Annotated in this window: 15 protein-coding genes; 4 read left to right on the top strand and 11 right to left on the bottom strand. The window is 51.9% G+C overall.

Annotation, left to right across the window (positions count from 1 at the left end; translation table 11 throughout):
* On the bottom strand, positions 1–1,690 hold a 1,690-nt coding region (locus tag E3E23_RS08735), incomplete at its 3' end, for a pyruvate/oxaloacetate carboxyltransferase (protein ID WP_167908064.1).
* Between the two features lie 131 nt (positions 1,691–1,821).
* Complete coding sequence (gene fba / locus E3E23_RS08740; protein ID WP_167908159.1) at positions 1,822–2,667, bottom strand: class I fructose-bisphosphate aldolase; 846 nt, start codon at positions 2,665–2,667, stop codon at positions 1,822–1,824.
* A gap of 99 nt (positions 2,668–2,766) precedes the next feature.
* Between fba and E3E23_RS08745 the strand changes: the two genes are divergently transcribed.
* The 4 genes from E3E23_RS08745 (at position 2,767) to E3E23_RS08760 (ending at position 7,295) form a co-directional block, all read left to right on the top strand.
* Positions 2,767–3,501 carry a biotin--[acetyl-CoA-carboxylase] ligase gene (locus E3E23_RS08745; protein WP_167908065.1) on the top strand — a complete coding sequence of 245 codons (735 nt, stop codon included), beginning with the start codon at positions 2,767–2,769 and terminating at the stop codon, positions 3,499–3,501.
* Positions 3,502–3,725: 224 nt separating this feature from the next.
* Positions 3,726–5,000: a dicarboxylate/amino acid:cation symporter gene (locus E3E23_RS08750; protein WP_167908066.1), complete on the top strand. Its 1,275-nt coding sequence runs from the start codon at positions 3,726–3,728 to the stop codon at positions 4,998–5,000.
* 124 nt (positions 5,001–5,124) lie between these two features.
* Positions 5,125–6,588 carry an exodeoxyribonuclease VII small subunit gene (locus tag E3E23_RS08755; protein WP_167908067.1) on the top strand — a complete coding sequence of 488 codons (1,464 nt, stop codon included), beginning with the start codon at positions 5,125–5,127 and terminating at the stop codon, positions 6,586–6,588.
* A 62-nt stretch (positions 6,589–6,650) separates the two neighbouring features.
* On the top strand, positions 6,651–7,295 hold the full coding sequence (locus E3E23_RS08760; RefSeq protein ID WP_167908069.1) for an alanyl-tRNA editing protein: 645 nt from the start codon (positions 6,651–6,653) through the stop codon (positions 7,293–7,295).
* Positions 7,296–7,298: 3 nt separating this feature from the next.
* Here E3E23_RS08760 and E3E23_RS08765 read toward each other — a convergent pair whose 3' ends face one another.
* The 9 genes from E3E23_RS08765 to hisA form a co-directional block, all read right to left on the bottom strand.
* On the bottom strand, positions 7,299–8,297 hold the full coding sequence (locus E3E23_RS08765; RefSeq protein ID WP_167908070.1) for a TIGR01177 family methyltransferase: 999 nt from the start codon (positions 8,295–8,297) through the stop codon (positions 7,299–7,301).
* Positions 8,298–8,633: 336 nt separating this feature from the next.
* On the bottom strand, positions 8,634–9,236 hold the full coding sequence (locus tag E3E23_RS08770; protein WP_167908071.1) for a hypothetical protein: 603 nt from the start codon (positions 9,234–9,236) through the stop codon (positions 8,634–8,636).
* Positions 9,237–9,241: 5 nt separating this feature from the next.
* Positions 9,242–9,943 carry an ATPase domain-containing protein gene (locus E3E23_RS08775; RefSeq protein WP_167908072.1) on the bottom strand — a complete coding sequence of 234 codons (702 nt, stop codon included), beginning with the start codon at positions 9,941–9,943 and terminating at the stop codon, positions 9,242–9,244.
* Between the two features lie 194 nt (positions 9,944–10,137).
* Positions 10,138–10,926: a pyrroline-5-carboxylate reductase gene (gene proC / locus E3E23_RS08780; RefSeq protein ID WP_167908073.1), complete on the bottom strand. Its 789-nt coding sequence runs from the start codon at positions 10,924–10,926 to the stop codon at positions 10,138–10,140.
* Between the two features lie 5 nt (positions 10,927–10,931).
* Positions 10,932–11,654 (bottom strand): HAD family hydrolase, encoded by a 723-nt coding sequence (locus tag E3E23_RS08785; RefSeq protein WP_167908074.1) that lies wholly within the window; start codon positions 11,652–11,654, stop codon positions 10,932–10,934.
* Positions 11,651–12,664 carry a histidinol-phosphate transaminase gene (hisC, locus tag E3E23_RS08790; protein ID WP_167908075.1) on the bottom strand — a complete coding sequence of 338 codons (1,014 nt, stop codon included), beginning with the start codon at positions 12,662–12,664 and terminating at the stop codon, positions 11,651–11,653. The genes E3E23_RS08785 and hisC overlap by 4 nt, the downstream gene beginning before the upstream one ends.
* Positions 12,661–13,287: a bifunctional phosphoribosyl-AMP cyclohydrolase/phosphoribosyl-ATP diphosphatase HisIE gene (gene hisIE, locus E3E23_RS08795; protein ID WP_167908076.1), complete on the bottom strand. Its 627-nt coding sequence runs from the start codon at positions 13,285–13,287 to the stop codon at positions 12,661–12,663. The genes hisC and hisIE overlap by 4 nt, the downstream gene beginning before the upstream one ends.
* A 9-nt stretch (positions 13,288–13,296) precedes the next feature.
* On the bottom strand, positions 13,297–14,055 hold the full coding sequence (gene hisF / locus E3E23_RS08800; RefSeq protein ID WP_167908077.1) for an imidazole glycerol phosphate synthase subunit HisF: 759 nt from the start codon (positions 14,053–14,055) through the stop codon (positions 13,297–13,299).
* Positions 14,049–14,738, bottom strand: a complete 690-nt coding sequence (hisA, locus tag E3E23_RS08805; RefSeq protein ID WP_167908079.1) for a 1-(5-phosphoribosyl)-5-((5-phosphoribosylamino)methylideneamino)imidazole-4-carboxamide isomerase — start codon at positions 14,736–14,738, stop codon at positions 14,049–14,051. The genes hisF and hisA overlap by 7 nt, the downstream gene beginning before the upstream one ends.
* Position 14,739 lies beyond the last annotated feature (1 nt).

The raw sequence follows: 14,739 nt of genomic DNA on the forward strand, positions 1-14,739 counted from the left end.
CATTTTCCATTTTCATGGCCTCGAGGACGAGTAGTCCCTGGCCGGTTTTGACTTCATCGCCCTCCTTGACTAATATCCTGATGATTTTGCCCGGCATTGGGGCAGTAACTACTCCCTCACCTGCCGGTGCTGGAGTTGGCGCTGCTGGTGCTGGGACAGGAGAGGGAGCCGGAGTCGGGACGCTAGAGGGGACGCTTGGAGCACTCGGAACTGCCGGGACGGGAGTACCGGCACTTGCTATCTGAGGCAGATACTTGAGGGCGCTCAGGTCAACTCCTTCAACGCCAACCTCGAACTCAACACCGTCGATGTACAGTTTAAACTTCTGGGCAGTCTTCGGGATTTCCGGTTTTCTAACCCCCTCCTTTCTGACCTTGAAGAACTCCAGTGCAACCTGTGGGAAGAGGCAGTAAGTTAGAACGTCCTCTTCCTTCTCCAGATAGCCGAGTTCCTCAAGCTCCTTCCTGCACTTCTCCAAGGCCGGCTCCAGAAGCTCACCTGGCCTTGCCGCTATCGGTTCTTCGTCCCCGAGAACCTTTGCCTTCAATTCGGGGTTTATTTCCGCCGGGGGCCTCCCGTACAGGCCTTTGATGTAGTTCTTGACCTCGTTGGTTATCCTCTCGTATCTTCCGAAGAGAACGTTGAGGACAGCTTGAGTGCCGACTATCTGACTCGTCGGTGTAACCAGCGGCGGCCAGCCGAGGTCCTCCCTCACGTGCGGAATCTCTTCCAGCACTTCGTCGAGTTTATCCAGAGCCTTCATCTCCTTGAGCTGAGCTATGAGGTTGGAGAACATTCCCCCAGGAACTTGGTACTTCAGGACGTATGGGTTCACCATGAGGGCCTCCTTGTGGAGCAGGCCGTAGTACCTCTCCTCAAGCAGCTTTTTGAGGTAGCGGGAAACCTCGTGGATTAAGTCCCTGTCGAGGTGAGAGCCGACTGCCTCAGGCAGTGCGTGCCATATCGTCTGTATCCCGGGCTGGGCAGTTCCGAAGGCGAGGGGGCTTATAGCTGTATCAATGAAGTCCGCTCCGGCCTCGACAGCCTTCAGGTAAGTCGCGACGGCCATTCCCGTAGTCGAGTGGGTGTGAACGTTAACTGGGACACCGTAGGTTTCCTTTATCTCTCTGACCAGCTCGTAGGCCTTCTGGGGAGTTAGCAAAGCCGCCATGTCCTTGATGGTTATGACATCGACGTCCAGCTTTAGGAGCTCCTCCACCTTTTTCATGTAATATTCAAGGGTAAATATCGGGCCAGTGGTGTAGGCTATGGCGCCCTGAACCTCGGCACCCACCTCTTTGGCCTTCCTTATTGCCACCTCCATGTTCCTGACGTCATTGAGGGCATCGAAGACTCTAAAGATGTCTATCCCATTCTTGTGGGCCAGCTCGACGAACTTCTCCACGACGTCATCGGGGTAGTGTCTGTAGCCTACAACGTTCTGACCGCGGAGGAGCATCTGGAGCTTCGTCTTCCTTATGTGCTCCCTCAAAAGTCTGAGCCTCTCCCAGGGGTCTTCCTTCAGATAGCGAATACAGACGTCGAAGGTCGCCCCTCCCCAGACCTCCATGGAGTAGAATCCTATCCTGTCCATCTTCTCAGCTACGGCCAGCATGTCCTCTGTCCTGAGGCGCGTCGCTATGAGCGATTGGTGCGCATCCCTAAATGTGGTATCTACTATCTCCACCATTCGTGATCACCTGCTTCCTTGTTGTTTACTCCGTATATGCCCCTCTAAACATCAGTTGACTTAAAAAAGTTCCGACGTTAGAGGACATATTTTCCGTCAAACGCCGAAAAGAAGGGAGCAGAAGAAAATGCTCAGAGAAGCCCTTCGGCCTTGGCAGCCTCTTCTGGCTCTTCGTTGCGATGGATGACTCTTATGAGGGCCTTGATGAGTGGCTCTGGGTTTTCACGCTGGAAGATATTCCTGCCGACAACCGCCCCAGCTCCGCCGGCCTCTATGACGTCGTAAACCACCCTAAGGAAGTCAACTGGATTCTCGGTCTTAGCGCCACCGCTCAGAAGGACTGGAACTCCTGCTGCGGCATCGACCACCTTGGCGAAGGTCTCCTTTGAGCCCGTCCAGTAGGTCTTTATCATGTCGGCTCCGCTTTCAACGGCCGCCCTCGCGCCGTACATAACAACACGATAGTCCTCCTTTTTGCCGTACTTCTCGTTGATGTACGGGCCGCGCGGATAGGCAAACTGCACAACCGGGAAGCCGAGGTCGTGGGCGTAGCTCGCTATCTCGGCGAACTGGCGCATCATAACGTCCTCCTGCGGGCTGCCCCAGTAGACGGTCGCCGCTATGGCGTCGGCGCCGAGCTTAATCGCGTCTTCAACAAAACCGAGCTGGCTCTGTAGGAGCTGCTCATCCTTTGGCCTCAGGTTGGTCTTGCTGGTGAGCTTTATCATGAGCCCCCTGTCGGGCTTAACCTCGTCGCCCGCGAACCTCACGAGGCCAGGGAGCATCATCACACCATCTACTCCTGCGCGCATGACCTTTCTTATGATGATTTTTGGATTAACGTGCTCCCAGTACTCCTCAAAATCGGTAGGTCCGTGTTCAAAGCCATGGTCCATCGCGAATATCAGCGCCCTCCCATCTCTGCGGAAGAATCGCTTCAACCTTCTTCTAATCCCAACGCTCTGGTAGGCATCCATACTAATCACCGAGAGTGATATATATCTTGGAGGATTTAAGGTTTTCCTTGATAGAAAGTTGTTTAAGCCTCCCAGAGGATTTCCCTCGGTGGTGGTTTGATGTCTGGACTGGGCAGTGGAATTATTGGCCGTAAAATAATCCACCTTCCTGAAGTAGATTCAACCAACGAGTACGCCAAGCTCATCGCTCTCAACGAGCCAGATGGAACAGTGGTGGTAGCGGACAGACAGACCGCCGGAAAAGGGAGGAAAGGTCGTACCTGGGCTTCCCCCGAGGGAGGCCTCTGGATGAGCGTTATCCTAAAGCCAAGGGGCAGGCCTGAAGACATCCCAAAGCTCGTCTTCATTGGGGCCCTGGCCGTTGCCGATACTCTCGGGGAATTCGGAATTGAAGCGGACATAAAATGGCCCAACGATGTATGGGTAAACGGAAAGAAGATCTGCGGTATCCTCGCCGAAGGACGGCTTAGTCAGTTCGTCGTTCTTGGTATTGGCCTCAACGTGAACAACGAGATTCCGGAGGAGCTGAAGGGGATGGCAACTTCCATGAAGGCCGTTCTGGGCCGGAGGGCCGAGCTGGACGAAGTCCTGCGCGTTCTAATTGAGCGTCTTGATCGCTGGTACACAGTCTTCCTTGAGGGGAGATACGGGGAGATAATCTCCGCCGTGAGGGAGAGGAGCCTTGTCTTGGGCAGGGAAGTTAAAGTCATTGAAGAGGGGATCGAGCTCGTAGGGAAAGCCGTTGATATAGACGACGATGGGGCGCTCATCCTAGAGACCTCGGGGGGTAGGGTGAGGGTTCTTTACGGTGACGTTTCCCTGCGCTTCGTTTAGGTTCAGAGAGAGGAAGAATTCGTATATGAGTGCTGCCCTTGGATTTTGTCGTCAAATCAGCGGATGCGAGTTGCTGTGTCTCTTGGTTCGTCAAGGTGTTTCCATTGGATTCATGATAACACATTCCTTTGACAAAATGCCAACTTTGTACAACAAAACATTAATATAATGCCCCTAGAAATACATTAGTGCCATTTGGCGCTCAAAGATAGGGGGTGAAGTCAGTGGGGAAGGGGCTGCTGAAAACCTATCTTGAAATTCCGGTTTTACATAAAATCCTCGCGGGCCTTATTTTAGGTGTTGTTTTGGGTCTGCTCCTTCCGGGGTATTCAGCGACGCTCAAGCCGCTCGGAGACCTCTTCATACGCCTGCTGAAGATGCTCGTGATGCCGATAATACTGTTCTCGCTAGTAGTTGGCGCCGCCAGCATCAACCCAGCGCGGCTCGGAAGGGTGGGCGTCAAGATAATCGTTTACTATCTGGTCACCTCAGCCTTTGCGGTGTTCTTTGGACTGCTGATGGGCAACATCTTCAAACCTGGAACCGGAATAAACCTGGGAACCGGCGCTGGAAAGGCTATAGAGGCAGAGGCTCCGTCGCTCGTCCAGACGCTCCTCAACATCGTCCCGACCAACCCCTTCGCAGCACTTTCGAGCGGCCAGGTTCTGCCCACAATATTCTTCGCCATAGTCTTTGGGATAGCTATCAGCTACCTCATGAACAGTGAAGATAAAAGGATCAGAAGCTCAGCCGAGACGCTCTTCAGAGTTATGGATGCCGCCGCCGAGGCGATGTACAAGATAGTCGCCGGCGTCATGCAGTACGCTCCAATAGGTGTCTTTGCTCTGATTTACTACGTCATCGGCCAGTTCGGCCCGAACGTCGCCGGACCGCTTGTCAAGGTCGTCGTAGCGGTTTACCTTGGCCTCATCCTCCAGATACTCTTGGTCTACGGCGTCCTGCTCAAGGTCTTCGGCATCGACCCGCTTAAGTTCCTTAAGAAGGCCAAGGACGCCATGATTACTGCTTTTGTTACCAGGAGTTCCAGCGGAACGCTGCCAGTTACAATGCGCGTGGCTGAAGAGGAGATGGGCGTTGACAGGGGCATATTCTCCTTCACCCTGCCGCTCGGTGCAACGATAAACATGGACGGAACGGCGCTCTACCAGGGTGTCACGGTGCTCTTCGTTGCGAACGCGATAGGCCAGCCGCTGACGCTCGAGCAGCAGCTCGTGGTCATCCTCACAGCTGTACTCGCCTCGATCGGAACCGCTGGCGTTCCGGGTGCGGGAGCCATAATGCTGGCCATGGTGCTCCAGAGTGTCGGCCTCGGGCTCGTTGAGGGGAGTCCGGTAGCCTTAGCCTATGCCATGATACTCGGAATCGACGCAATCCTTGACATGGGCAGGACGATGGTAAACGTCACCGGCGACCTGGCAGGAACGACCATTGTTGCCAAGACGGAGGGAGAACTGGACTCTTCCAAGTGGAGGGACTGAACCCTTCGCTCTTCTTCCTTTTTCCAGATTTTGGATTAATTTCTCTTCTGGCCTCTCTGGGATAAAGTTAAATACTCCAAAGTGGCGCTAACTACCAGCACAGATAGAATGGAGGTAATGTGTAATGAAGCGAGTGCTGGCGGTGTTTCTTGCCGCGATTCTGCTGACTCCTCTCATCGGCTCGAACTTCGGGCTTGCGGAGGATTTCCAGCCCAAAACGTACAAGCAAAACTTCGTGTTTACGATTCAGATTTTGCCCAACGGGAGCGCTAACATAACCATGAAAACCGTCTGGCTGGGCCCAAAGGACGAGATAGAGAAGCAAATAGAGATGATTCTCAACGAGACGAATCAGAGCAACGTGACCATCGAGGAGGCCATTCAGAAGTTCGAACAGGAGCAGCTCCGGAGGTATATAGAGAGCCTTACCCAGGCCGGCATGAAGCTCGTGAACGAGAGCATAAAGTCCTATGGCATAGAGAGCGGCGATAACATCACGATAGTCTTCAACGCCATAGCCCTGGACTTCGCCAAGTACTACTCCTACGGCGATTACTGGGAGGTTCAAATCGACCCCACGAGGGGCTACGCCACGCTTGCCATTCCAGACACTGGCCTCCCCTTTGCAATCGATATCAACAACACCTTCATCGTGAAGCTTCCCGAAAATGCCACCCTCCTGAGCTATCCGAGGCCCTTTGCAAAGCAGTACAACCAGAGCAGGTTCTTCGTCACCGCTGAAGCCCAGGACGATACGGTCATAATAAAGTCCCAGATTTACCTTGAGCCTTTCCTGCCACCAGATGGCTACCAGGCGCTCTTCGGGGACTACAAGGACTACTACATCAGATACAAGGCCCCCTACAAGGGCGAAGAGCAGTACCAGAGGAGTGTTATGAACGAGTACGTTACCCTTGACGTCTACGCAAACGGTACCATAAGGCTCCACATGAAGGACGAGTACATCGAGCCTAAGTCAGAGGTTCTTGCGAGGAAAGCTGAGATAGTCGCCTACGGCGTCCGGAACGTCACCGAGTACATCCTCAGGACGTACTCGATAGCCTTAGGTTATCAGGGCGCCCTCGTCGACCACGGCAAGGTTACCATCCTCGGCCTCAACGAGACGGACGCGCCGCTGATAATCGACGCCGAATACCTCGTCAGGAACTTCACCAAGTTCGTGAACGGCTCCTACGTTTACTCCTTTGACCCGACCATGGGCATCACCAACGGCCTCGGCGACAGGATTGAGTACGAGGTGAACCACACCCTCGATCTGACGATTAACCTCCCTGAGGGGGCGGAGATACTGGAGGTTCCCCAGAACGTGAGCAGGGACTTAAATGGCAACAGGTTCGTGCTCACCACCGTTGTCGAGGGAAGGACGATAAAAATCACATCGAACGTCTTCCTCCGCTACGGAGCTCCAGCAGACGACGTGAAGGAGCTCTTGGCCAACTACACGACCGCCACCGTCAAATACACCCTGCCCGAGGAAAAGAAAAACCTCACCACGACCCAGATTGCTGGCATAGTGGGGGCCTTGGTTCTCATAGGCCTCGCGGTTGCGATATGGAAGAAGCGCTGAGCCTTTCTTTCTTTTTCGATATTCATTTAAACCTGTTCTCCAACTTTTCTATGGTGGTGGAAGTGACGAGGAAGCTCTACTACGAGGACGCTTACATGAGGGACGCGAGGGCAAAGGTTCTTGAGGTTAGGGAGGGTGCACTCCTCCTTGACCAGACGGTGTTCTATCCTACCGGCGGCGGTCAGCCCCACGACAGGGGAACGATAAACGGCGTCGAAGTTCTGGACGTCTATAAGGACGATGCTGGAAACGTCTGGCACGCCGTTGCTGAGCCGGAGAAGTTCAAGCCCGGTGACGAGGTCGAGCTCAAAATAGACTGGGACTACAGGTACAAGCTCATGCGCATCCACTCGGCCATGCACCTCCTCGAGCACGTCCTCAATGAGGTTCTTGGGGAAGGCAACTGGGAGCTCTACGGCAGCGGGATGAGCGTCGAGAAAGGTAGGTATGACATACTCTATCCGGAAAACGTCAACCAGTACAAGGAGAGAATCATCGAGCTCTTTAACAAGTACGTTGATGAAGGCGGCGAAATGAAGATATGGTGGGAAGGGGAGACGAGATACACCCAGATAAGGGACTTCGAGGTCATCCCCTGCGGCGGGACGCACGTGAAGGACATAAAGGAGATAGGACACCTCAAGAAGCTCAAGCGCTCCAGCCTCGGAAAAGGCAAGCAGAGGCTTGAGATCTGGCTTGAGGACTGAGCTTTATTCTTTTTCGAAAACGTAGAAATACCTCTCCAGGCTCTTGTGCACACGCTGGTAATACTTGCCCACCAGCTTAAAGCCCACCCTCTCGGCTTCTCTTTCCCCATCGAAGCTCGTTGGAAAGGCTATCGCCAGCCTGCCGCCGTCTTCAAGGACATTGTAGATACTTCTCAGGGCCTTCCTGTAGAGCTCGTCGCGTTTTCTTCCGGCCAGGGTCGCCGAGGTTCCGTAGGGCGGGTCCGTGGCAACGGCTTCAAACTTCTTTCCTGGAAACATCTCCTCAAGCTTCGTGGCATCTCCGAGCCTGAGTTCGTAGTCCTTAACACCAAAGTGCTCGAGGTTGAGCCTTGCCCCTTCAACCATCTCGGGCTTTATGTCAATACCATAAACCTTGAGGCCGATTAAGCCGGCCTCCATGAGTATCCCGCCGGCGCCCATGAAGGGGTCAAGAAGCTCTCTTTTAGCCTTCGTCAGGTTCACCAGCGCCCTTGAAATCCTTGGATGGAGTGAAATCGGCCTGAAGAACGGCCTGTGGTGGGCCTTTCTCCTTTCAAAGTCTTTGGGGTTGAAGAAGTGGTATCTTATCCCCGCGTAGAGCTTTTCGCCGCAGTAGACCCTCACAAGGGTGTCCGGTTTCGAAAGGTTCACGCGGAAACCTTTGCCGTGTATCACCGCCCCCAGCTTCCTTGGAAGGTCGGTAACGTCATACCTGCAGTTAGCCATGGTCTCTGTGTCCACCTTGAAGGTTCCGCTTATCGGCCACTCAATTTCTTTGGCCTTTTCCAGGAGGTCCTCTAGGGAGTCGGCCTCGATTAAGAGCTCTCCATACTCATGGGCCAGGCCGAGGCGGTTCAGGTAGGGGAAAGCCCTCTCATCGGCGTCGAGCTTGAGAAACAGATAATCCTGACCCGCTATTTCACCGCCCGAGAGCTCGAGCATAGCCTTAACTTCATCCCTGGCCATCTCTGGAAGGTTTCCGAGTATCTCCAGGTAGAGCATATTGGTCGCTTTATCCTTTCTTTTAAAAATCTGCCGCTGGACGTTACTGGAATATGAGTTCCATAATAGCAAGCGGGAGCAAGGTCCCCCCAATGTGGAGGAAACTGTCGGTTGTGTAGAGTGACAGTTTGGCTATACCGGGCACTGCAAGCACGTTCTCTTCTATGTGCGTGTCTGGGGGTATACCGGAAACCCAATGGAGATAAGAACTGCTCCATGGGCTGTAGAGCCCCAGTCCTCGCCATTTCTTTGAAAATCTGGAAAACATGGAAAAGAGCAGGCTGGTATAGACCATCAACGTTACTGTTCTAGGGTGTGAACTGCACCATGGTGCGTTCATCTAATTGGATCGCCTATTGTGACTTTCCCATCCTTGATTTCAAATTCATAAAAATCAGTTCCACCACTGGGAGACTTTTTTATTCTAAGTCCACGGGTTATCTTGAATCCTTTGACCTCCTCAATGATGTCTATAACGTAAGTGGCATAGTTCTCGAACATGGCCAAGCTTCTGCTGTCGATGAGCCTTTTGTCAAGCAGAACTACCATGACTGCCTTCTTTTCTTGAACTATCGTAACGAGTTCTGAAAATAGTTTGAATACAATGCTCGAAGGCTGGAAAACGATGAGGGGGTGGAGCAGGAAGAATCCCACACTTGAGCCTTCAGGGAGGTTCCTGAGAATGTGGGATATCTGATAAAGTTCCTCCTGATACATGTCTCGTCCAAGAACTACCATCTCTATTTTCTGTAGATTAAAGCGTTTCTCGAACTTTTCCCTGAGCTGGGGTGTAACGAACGCCACGGCGTTTTCCTTGTGAGTTCGTAGCATACTTGCCGCTATCTCCTCGCCTAAAGTACCTATAGTCTCTATTAGGATCGTACTTCCCTCTGGAACCTCACTCAACAACTTGTCGAGCTTTTTTATTCCCGTCTTCATCCCCGTCACTCAACAAAGATGTTTTCAGTATGATATACCTCAATTCCGTGATCAGTTATTTTATATGGTCTAATCTGCTCGTCAAAAGAACTTCCACGGAATTTCCGTATCATAATTCCCCTCAGCAGCCTCCCGTTTACTTCAATGGTCTTCAGTTCTATGACCCCGCTCACTAGGTATTCCTCTATGTCACTGGTTTTCAGGTCGGAAGTTATCATCACGGTAGCGTTTAGCTCCGAAAGTGACTTCAGAAAACTTATGAACGTTGTTCTGTACTCTAGTTCTTCCTTTACGGTGAGCTTTAGCATTGTTAGTGGATCGATAACTACCCTTGAATAATGTTCGAATTCAACCTTGTTACGGATTGCGTTCGTTAATTTTTCAAAACTCTTCCCAAACTCTTCATAGAAAGCTCCTGCAAAGAGGTGTGTCCTTTCTGTAACCGGAGTCGCATCGATTGCTCTGAATTTTGGGTTATTCAAATCAAAGCCCAGCCTGGCCATATCCTCCTTTAAAATTTTGAGGGGCTCTTCAAGCGTCACATAGAGAACGTTCTCGTGGTTCTTCGCGCCTTCCATGAGAAATTGGATGGTGAGGGTAGTTTTCCCGGTTCCAGGACCACCTTTAACCAGATACGTTCTTCCCGGAATTAGTCCACCTCCAAGCATCTCGTCCAGACCTTTTATTCCTGTGGATACCCTTCCCATAATGCTCACCTAAAACCACTCACCTATGAGGAACTATGTGTTAGCTGTATATATACGTTATTGACAATATAAGGGTTATAAGAGGCATAGTTCTCTGTTTTAATACTTCACGCTTAGGGTGTGGGGGTTATTTTATTACTTGATGGCTTTGATAATAATCACTTTCGATACCCTTATTTTTGTGTAGGGGTCTGCTACTTTTTGATTTCCACTGAGAGTATCCTGGACTTCTTTGTCGCGGCGTCAACGGCTTTCATTATGGCCGTTCTTATCTTTCCTTCCTCCAGCTCAAAGATACCATCTATTGTGGTCCCTCCCGGCGTTATTACCATATCCCTAATTTCCGCTGGATGATTTTCGCTCTCTAGGAGGAGCTTCGCTGTCCCGAGCAGGGTCTGTGCCGCGGCAAGCTTGGCAACGTCCCTTGAGAGGCCAACCCTGAGCCCGCCATAAATCATGGCCTCCAGGAACACGGAGACATACGCTGGCCCCGAACCGCTTAGGCCAGTTATTGCATCCATATGCTCCTCTTCGACCCTTAGACACTTTCCAAAGGAACTAAAAAGACTTTCAACAGTTTTTGTATCTTCATCGCTCAGTCCATCTGAGGTATAGGCCGTGAATGACTCTTTGACTAAAATGGCTATGTTGGGCATTGCCCTCACGAACTTGGCTTTCGGTGCCAGTCGTTTGAGGCTTTTAAGGGGAATTCCCGCGGCCAGTGAAACCACGAGCTTGCCCCTTATGGCTTTCTCAATTTCCTCAAGGATTCCTGCCACTTTGTTTGGCTTGACTGCTATGAAAACTACCTCCGCCCATTCCGCGGCCTCGACGTTATTCCTGATGACCCTGACGCCGTGTTCCTCTAACCACCTGGCCTTTTCGGTGTTCCTGCGCGTTGCGATTACAGAATGGCCCGCCTCAGCCAAAGCTTTTGCGACCGCCCCGCCTATTGTCCCAGCACCTATAACGGCTATTCTCAAACCAATCACCCCAACAGCGTCTCCATTGCCTCGTTTACATCCTCAACGTCTCTTCCCACTATGATGGCCTCGAAATCTGCCCCGTATTTTTCCCGGTAGTTCCTAACCAGGAGCTCGTCGTTCACGGTGTCCCCTATGTAAACTCCCCCTTCACCCCGGGTGAGGTGCCATATTGCCCTCGGATCGGGCTTCACGTAGAGCTCCCTCGTCACAGCCTTCTCGAAGTGGAAGCCTATGAGCTTCTCCGCCAGCTCAAGCTCCAAGGCGCTTCTCCCAGTTATAACGCCGAGCTTGAACCGCTTTTTGGCCATCTCGAGCAGTTCCGCCCTTACTATTGGCTTCTCTCTCTTCCAGAGGCCATCGAAGTCGAAGAGCCTTCCCGGGTAGTGCTCGCCGAGGTAGAAGGTGTTGAAGACTCTTTCTATGCTCCCGTTGAAGAGCCCCACTCCAAACCGTTCGCGGACCCAGTCTATGCCCTCCCCCGCGGGAAACTCTCCGATGAGTTCCTCCACGTCCCCGGCCATGGCGAAGAGTATGAGGGCCTCGCTAACCTTGAAGTCGTCGCCAAACGCTCCTTTCCGCCTCAGCTCCCTTATCCAGTCTAGCTTGATTCTCTTCTTAACCCCAAAGAGCCCGAGGAAGTACTCGACGGTGAGCTTGGTTGCCAAGTCGTAGCTCTCCCTTACGTCGATTAAAACCCCATCAATGTCAAATATCAGCCACTTCATTTTATCCCCTCCACAAACTCCTTCAACGCCGCAATCAGCTCATCATTTTCTTCCCTTCTGCCGACGGTAACCCTTATGTATCCCTCCAATCTTCCGCCGAGCTTTCTCACCACGATGCCTTTTTCAAGCAAAAATTCATAGGCATTGAGCTTCATCAGTATGAAGTTGGCCTCGCTCGGATACGCGTAGTCCTTGAACTCCCGATAGATCCTCTCGCGCTCTTTAATTATGTAATTCACCTTTTCCATAACTACATCGTAGTGCCTCAGCATGACCTTTGCCGTTACCATAGTTAGGGCGTTCAGGCTGAAGGGAGACTTGATTCTGTATAGAGCGTCAACTATTTCTTCGCTTGCCAGGAAGTAGCCGACCCTCGCCCCGGCCAGACTGAAGGCCTTTGAGAACGTCCTCAGGATTATTAGGTTATCGTACTCATCGATCAGATCAACGTAGCTCTCTCCCGAAAACTCCGCATAGGCTTCATCCAGAACAACCGGCACCCCGGTATCGAGAACTTTAATTATCTCCTCCCTTGGCTGGGTATTGCCTGTTGGGTTGTTTGGGGATGTTATGAACACGAGGCTTGCCTTTTCTGCCTTTTCAGCAATTTTATCTCCGTTCATTATGAAGTTCTCATCTAGGGGTACTTCTACAATGGGAATTCCGTCCAGCTTTGCGTAGAAGTAGTACATGCCAAAGGTTGGAGGCGTCGTTACCACATATTCTCCATCAAAAATCCTCATGAGATAGCTCAGCAGCTCGTCCCCGCCGTTTCCAACGGCAACGTTTTCCGGACTAACCCCATAAAACTCGGCTATTGCTTCCCTGAGGGGCATCGAGGTTATGTGGGGGTAGCGGTTGAAAGGGGTTTTCCTAAGCTCTTCGAAGATTTCTTCCTTTATCTCGGGCGGCAAATCGAAGGGGTTCTCGTTCTTGTCAAGCCATATCCTGTAATCTCCCTCCAGAACTTTATAGGGCTGGAAAGATTTAACAAGAGGACTAATCCTCATTTCCTGCGCCTCCTTAACTCAGCCATAACCTCACTCAAACTTATGCCATTGTATGTTAAGAGAACCAAGAGGTGGTAGAGCATATCAGCAGTCTCGTAGATTATCCTTTCCCTGTTCTCTGCAACCAGAACCTCAACAGCTTCCTCACCGAATTTCTTGTAAATCTTCTCTTTCCCTTCAGCAAAGAGCTTTGAGGTGTAAGAGCCATCAAGGGGCTTCTCCTTTCTCTGCTTTATCAGCTCTTCAAGCTCTCTCAGGATTGTGAGCGAGTAGTCTATTCCGCCGGCGATTCTCTCAGGCTCCCCCAACTTTCTGTAAAAGCATGAGTAATTTCCCGTGTGGCATGCAGCACCAACCTGCTCAACAATTAAAAGCAGGGCATCGTTATCACAGTCTATCCTTATCTCCTTGACCTTCTGAACATTGCCGCTGACTTCCCCCTTCATCCTAATTCTGTCCTGTGAGCGCGAGTAGTAGTGGGCGTAGCCCGTTTCAAGCGTTTTCCTCAATGCTTCCCTGTTCATGTAGGCCAGCGTTAAAACTTCTCCCCTCGTGTCCTGAACGATTACGGGGACGATTCCGCCGTTCTTCTCCCAGTTGGCCTTCTTAATCAGCTCCTCCATGCTACCACCTCAGTAGTCCAGCCTCACGGGTATGCCCTTCCCAGCCAAATACTCCTTCAGCTCTCTGACCGTGTATTTCCCGTAGTGGAAGATTGAAGCTGCTAAAGCAGCCTCTGTTCCAATCTTGAAAGCTTCGTAGAAGTGCTCCGGACTTCCAGCGCCGCCGGAGGCAATGACTGGAATATCAACCGCTTCAACGATGGCTTTGGTTAAGGGAATGTCAAAGCCCTTCTGGGTCCCATCGGTGTCCATGCTCGTGAGCAGTATCTCACCGGCACCAAGCCTCTCGACTTCTTTGGCCCACTCTACTGCGTTAATCCCCCTCGCCTTCCTTCCCCCGTGGGTGTAAACCTCCCAGTACTCCCCGTTCCACTTTGCATCAATCGCTATCACTAAATTCGCAGAGCCGACAACCTTTGCTGCTTCCCTCACGAGCTCAGGGTTGTTCACTGCGGCAGTGTTGAGAAAAACTTTATCCGCTCCGCTTTTGATTATCTCTCTTATCTCTTCGACGCTCTTTATCCCCCCTCCGACGGTGAAGGGGACGTATATTTCCTCCGCTATCCGCTTAACGAGGTCGAGCAGGATTTTCCTCTTCTCAAACGATGCCGTGATGTCGAGGAAGACTATCTCATCTATCCCTTCTTCCTCGTATCTCCTGGCGAGCTCTATTGGGTCGCCAGCGTCTCTGATGTTCTGGAACTTTATCCCCTTGACGACTCTCCCCTCTTTTATGTCAAGAGCAGCGATAATCCTTTTGGCTAACATTTCAGAACCTCCAGAAGCTCTTTCAGGCTAACCTCACTCTCGTAGAGGGCTTTTCCGACTATGGCTCCAGAGAAGCCGACCTCCCTCAGCTTGAGCACATCATCCACGCTCGAAACTCCCCCGGCGTAGATGAACTCCTCATCCTTCCAAAACCGCTCTATGCTTTCTATCCCCGTCAGCGTGCCGTCTCTCTCGATTGCGGTGTAGATGAACCTGTCCACGTACTCCCTGAGCATCTCGTAGGCTTCCCCGACCTTAAGCGAGCTCTCCTCGAGCCATCCCTTAACCGCTATCTTCCCACCCCTCGCATCGAGGCTGACTGTTATTCCGTTGAAGTCGCCGGTTATCCTCTCCAGGAACTCGAGGTCGAAGGCCTTCGTGCCGATTATGACGTTCTCGGCGCCGATTTCGTATGCTTTTGCTATGCTCTCATAGGAGCGGAAGCCCCCTCCGACCTGGACTTTAAGCCCTGTTTCCTCTATTATCTTCTTCACAACGTCAAGGTTCTGTGGCTTCCCTGTGAAAGCCCCGTCTAAGTCCACGACGTGGATTTTATCAACGAGCTCCGCAAATCTGCTTGCTATCTCCACAGGATCACCGTAGACCTTCACTTTCTCCTTCTGCCCCTTGTAGAGGCGCACGGCTTTTCCGCCCATGAGGTCAATGGCTGGATAAATTCTCATC

Origin of the sequence: Thermococcus sp. CX2 (assembly GCF_012027555.1) — an archaeon.
GTDB lineage: Archaea > Methanobacteriota_B > Thermococci > Thermococcales > Thermococcaceae > Thermococcus.